Raw genomic sequence first — 4,837 nt, 5'->3', positions numbered from 1 at the left:
GAGCCGGACCTCGTGGTCGAGGACGCCGACTCCGGCTTCTGCGGGGCGGTGGTCGGCTTCGAGGCCGGCGCGGTGGTGCTGGAGGACCGGCACGGACGCCGGCGCAACTTCCCGCTGCTGCCGGCGGCGTTCCTGCTCGACGGGCGGCCGGTGACGCTGCGCCGGCCGACCCGCGCCCCGGTGCCCGCCGCCCGCCACCGCACCGCCTCCGGCTCGATCGCCGTCGACGGCGTACGCGCCCAGGTCGCCCGGGCCAGCCGGATCTGGGTGGAGGGCATCCACGACGCCGCCCTGGTCGAGCGGATCTGGGGCGACGACCTGCGCATCGAGGGCGTGGTGGTGGAGCCGCTGGACGGCATCGACGCGCTCGACGCCGAGGTGCGCGACTTCGGCCCGGGCCCCAACCGGCGCCTCGGCGTGCTCGTCGACCACCTGGTCGCCGGCTCCAAGGAGAGCCGGATCGTCGCGAAGGTGACCTCCCCGCACGTGCTGGTCACCGGGCACCCGTACGTCGACGTGTGGCAGGCGGTCAAGCCGGCGGCGCTGGGCATCCGGGCGTGGCCGGTGGTGCCGCCGGGACGCCCGTGGAAGGAGGGCGTCTGCGCCGCGCTCGGGGTCGCCGAGCCGGCGGACATGTGGCGGCACATCCTGTCCCGGGTCGACAGCTTCGCCGACGTGGAGACCCCGCTGATCAACGCGATGGAACGCCTGATCGACTTCGTCACCGAGCCGGCCTGAGCGCGAGCGCGGTCCGGCCCGTCGGCGGCGGCCTGGTTCGTGGGCGAAGGGGTCGTACGACGCTGTCGAGCTGAGTCGTCTGTGACATCAGCGGTGCTTGTGGCCGCTGCGACGCCAGACGGCCCCTGAATCGTCTGCGACATCAGCCCGACAGCGTCTCGCGTGTGGATCCTCCGCCGGCGGCTGCGGGCGCCGTCAGGGCTCCTGGTCGGGGGTGCGGGTGAAGACGAAGGTGGCGATGTCGAGCGCCACCGCCCGCCCCGACCCGTCGCGCAGCACCGACAGGATCTCGCCGTTCTCGGGGCCGGAGCGACCCCGCCAGCGGTCCGGCCCCTCCGGGACGAACACGCTGACCCGCTCGCCGCGCACGTACACGACCAGCTCGCCCCTGGCCGCGTCCCAGGTGACGTCGAGCGACGCCCCCATCCACCACCAGCGACCGGTCACCTCGTCGACCTCGGCGGGCGGGGGAGCGGCGGCGGGCCGCCAGGGCTGCGGGAACGCCGGTTCGGCGTCCAGGACGGTGGTGAGGATCCGTAGCGCGAGCCCGCCGATCCCGCCGGTGCGGAAGCCGTACGAGTTGGCGAAGCCGACCACGGCGGTGCGCGACGGGCGGTGCACCGCCAGGGCGGCCACGTAGCCGGGCATCGAGCCGCCGTGCCCGACGTACACCCGCTCGCCCTGCCGGTAGAGCTCCAGCCCGAGGCCGTGCCCGCCGGTCCACGAGTCGACGTCGCTGATCGACACGGGGACGCACATCTCGGCCAGCGTCTCCGCCGCCAGCACCTGCGGCGCGGGGTCGGCCAGGAAGGCCGCCCACCGGGCCAGGTCCTCGGCGGTCGACCAGAGCTGCCCGGCCGGGGCCATCGCCCCGGTGTCGGTACGCGGCTCCTCCCGCAGCGTGTCGTGCCAGGGGTGCACCACGTAACCGCGGGCGAACGGCTCGGTGGCCGCGTACGTGGTGCGGCCCATGCCGAGCGGCTCCAGCACGCGCTGGCGGAGCAGGTCGGCCCAGGGGGTGCCGGTGATCCGTTCGAGCACCCCGCCCAGCAGCCCGTACGCCAGGTTGGAGTAGTGGTAGACCCGGTGCGGGGGATAGGCGATCTTCTCGGCGCTCACCCCGGCCAGCAGCGTCGCCAGGTCTCCGACCTCGGCGCGCTCCCACCACTGCCCGTCCGGCTCGCGGCGCAGGCCGCTGGCGTGGCCGAGCAGCTGCCGCAGGGTGAGTGTGCCCACACCGGTGCCGGGCAGGTGCTTCTCCAGCGGGTCGTCCAGGGCCAGCCGGCCGGCGTCGCGCTCCTGCATGACAAGGGTGGCGGTCATGGTCTTGCTGATCGACCCGAGGCGGTACTGGAGGTCGGCGTCGGGGCGCGGGTGCTCGCCGGCGGTGGCGAGGTGGGTCAGCGCGCCGTCCCGCACCACGCCGATCAGCAGCGACGGCGTACGGCCGGCGGACTGCGCCCCGGCGACGAGGGCATCGACCTGGCGGGTGGTCTCGGGCAACAGGGACACGGGCTCTCCTCGGGGGATTCCGGTGCCGTCGGGGTGGGCCGCCGGCGTGCCGACGAGCTTACTGATCTTCGCGGGTGGGCTCCACGTGCTTTGACGTGTCACGATCGGGGGGTGGACGCCGTGTTCTGGATCGTGCTGGGTGTCGTTCTGGCGGTCGCTGAGATCTTCACGACGACGCTATTTCTGATCATGTTCGCGGTCGGGGCCCTGGCCGCCGCGGGAGCGGCGGCGCTCGGCGCGCCGGTCGAGGTGCAGGCGATCGTCTTCGCCGGCGTGTCGGCGCTGACGGTGCTGGGCGTACGGCCCACGCTGCGCAGGCACCGCCGCTCGGCGCTGGAGAGCGGCGAGCAGCCGTTCGGCGTGGAGGCGATCGAGGGCAGCACGGCGCTGGTGCTGGAGCAGGTCGACGCCGGGCAGGGCATGGTGAAGATCGACGGCGAGCTGTGGCAGGCCCGCTCCTACGACGCGAGCCAGCACTTCGCCCCGGGCGACCGGGTGCAGGTGATCCAGGTGCGGGGCGCCACCGCCCTGGTGTGGCGGGACGACGTTTCTCCTTCCGGGGAGCTACCCGAAGCGAAAAGGTGAGTACATGGAACTTGTGATCCCGGTCCTACTGATGGCCATCGCCCTGATCGGGGTGATCACCCTGGCCAAGGCGGTGCGGATCGTGCCGCAGCAGCGCCAGGACGTTGTGGAGCGGCTCGGCAAGTACAAGCGCACCCTCAACCCGGGGCTCAACATCCTGGTCCCGTTCGTCGACGCGGTGCGTACCAAGGTCGACCTGCGGGAGCAGGTGGTCAGCTTCCCGCCCCAGCCGGTGATCACCTCCGACAACCTGGTCGTCTCGATCGACACGGTGCTCTACTTCAAGGTCGTCGACTCGGTTCGGGCCACGTACGAGATCTCGAACTTCCTCCAGGCCATCGAGCAGCTCACCGTCACGACGCTGCGTAACGTGATCGGCTCGCTGGACCTGGAGCGGGCGCTGACCAGCCGCGACCAGATCAACCGGCACCTGTCCGGCGTGCTGGACGAGACCACCGGGCGGTGGGGCATCAAGGTCACCCGGGTGGAGCTCAAGGCGATCGAGCCGCCGGCGAGCATCCGCGACTCGATGGAGAAGCAGATGCGCGCCGAGCGCGACCGCCGGGCGGCGATCCTGAACGCCGAGGGGCACAAGCAGTCGCAGATCCTCACGGCCGAGGGTGAGAAGCAGTCCGCGGTGCTGCGCGCCGACGGTGACCGGCAGGCCCGGATCCTCCAGGCCGAGGGTCAGGCGAAGGCGATCAAGACGGTGTTCGACGCGATCCACCAGGCGAACCCGAGCCAGAAGGTGCTCGCCTACCAGTACCTCCAGGCCCTGCCGCAGATCGCCAACGGCACCGCGAACAAGGTCTGGATCGTGCCGGCCGAGCTGACCAAGGCGCTCGAGGGCATGGGCGGCGCGCTCGGCGGGCTGAGCCGGATGGTCGGCGACGAGCCGGCCCCGGAGGCGGCCGGCAGCGCGGGCGACGTGGAGCGCGAGGCGGCCGAGGCCGCGCAGGCCGCGGCGGCCGCCGCGCAGCAGATCCACGACGAGGTACGCGTCGCCGAGGCGCAGGCCACGGGCGGCACGCCGCAGGGGCTGCCGGCGCCGGAGCCGGTCTCCCCGGGGAGCCTGCTCAACGACCCGGCCGACCAGCGCGAACGGGCCTGACCGGGTCCGGGCGCGGTCGCCCGGAAATGTGAGAACCACTCATGGGGCGCTCCGTCGCCTGCCACCATCGGTCCTAGGACGGGCGGTGAGCAGGCATCGGGGCGCCCCGGCGCGTTCCGCACCGCTCGTCGGACGAGCGAGGTGACGCATGAAGGATCCGGCGAAGCGGGTACGGTCCTCGGCCCCGGTGCCCGGTGCGCACGATCCCGCCGGGCCGCTCGGCAGCCGGCGTACCGGCGGAGGGTTCGGGGTGCTGCCCTTCGTCGAGCCGACGCCGATCGGGCCGGCCACGAACGCCACCTGGGCCTGGTCGCTGCGCCGGCTCGCCCGGGGCGCGGTGTGGCTGCTCCCCGCGTACGCCATCCTCTACGCCGTCGTGGCGATGGGCAGCGACGGCGGGGTGGGCAACGACCCGTACCCGGCCGACGGCCGGCCGCTCTACCTGGTGGGCTGGGTGGCGGCGGTGTGGCTCGGGCTGCTCGCCCTGCTGGCGCTGACCGGGCTGCTGGCGGCGACCCGCAGCCGCCGGGCGGCCGTCGCCGGCCTGCTCGTCTCCATCGCCGGCACGGTGCTCATGCTCCCCTTCGCGGGGCTGGCGGAGCAGACCCCCGTCTTCGGCACCACCGCGCGCGTGCTCGTGCTCGTCGGCGCCACCTGCTACAGCCTGGGCTGGCTGCTGACTGGCTGGTCGGTGGCCCGGTCCGGCACGTTCAGCATCGGTGACGGCGTCATGCTGATGATCGCCGCCCCGCTGCTGGGCGTCGGCGGCGCGCTGATCGGCTCGTTGCAGACCTTCGGCGCGATCTTCGTGCTGATCGCCGGCATCGGCGTCGGGTACCGCTCCGGCCGCCTGGTGCCCCGGGACATCGCCCGCGACGCCGCCAGCGCGAG

At 73.4% G+C, this 4,837-nt stretch carries 5 protein-coding genes; 4 read left to right on the top strand and 1 reads right to left on the bottom strand.

Translation table 11 applies throughout. From position 1 onward, the window contains the following. Positions 1 to 738, top strand: a 738-nt coding sequence (locus F6X68_RS30695) for a DUF3097 domain-containing protein (protein ID WP_151457520.1), incomplete at its 5' end; no start/stop codon positions are given. A gap of 195 nt (positions 739 to 933) precedes the next feature. Here F6X68_RS30695 and F6X68_RS30690 read toward each other — a convergent pair. Next, positions 934 to 2,250 (bottom strand): serine hydrolase, encoded by a 1,317-nt coding sequence (locus F6X68_RS30690; RefSeq protein ID WP_151457519.1) that lies wholly within the window; start codon positions 2,248 to 2,250, stop codon positions 934 to 936. A 111-nt stretch (positions 2,251 to 2,361) separates the two neighbouring features. On the opposite strand from F6X68_RS30690, the gene F6X68_RS30685 reads away from it, so the two are divergent. The 3 genes from F6X68_RS30685 to F6X68_RS30675 form a co-directional block, all read left to right on the top strand. Further along, positions 2,362 to 2,835, top strand: coding sequence for an NfeD family protein (locus F6X68_RS30685; RefSeq protein ID WP_151457518.1), 474 nt, complete (start codon positions 2,362 to 2,364; stop codon positions 2,833 to 2,835). 4 nt (positions 2,836 to 2,839) lie between these two features. Beyond that, positions 2,840 to 3,946: an SPFH domain-containing protein gene (locus F6X68_RS30680; protein WP_151457517.1), complete on the top strand. Its 1,107-nt coding sequence runs from the start codon at positions 2,840 to 2,842 to the stop codon at positions 3,944 to 3,946. A 148-nt stretch (positions 3,947 to 4,094) separates the two neighbouring features. Beyond that, a partial coding sequence (locus F6X68_RS30675) for a hypothetical protein (RefSeq protein ID WP_151457516.1) occupies positions 4,095 to 4,837 on the top strand: 743 nt, incomplete at its 3' end.

Origin of the sequence: Micromonospora sp. AMSO12t, from assembly GCF_008806585.1 — a bacterium.
GTDB classification, from domain to species: Bacteria; Actinomycetota; Actinomycetes; order Mycobacteriales; family Micromonosporaceae; genus Micromonospora; species Micromonospora reichwaldensis.
Note: the sequence above shows the minus strand (reverse complement) of the source record. Positions and strands in the feature narration are given on the sequence as shown.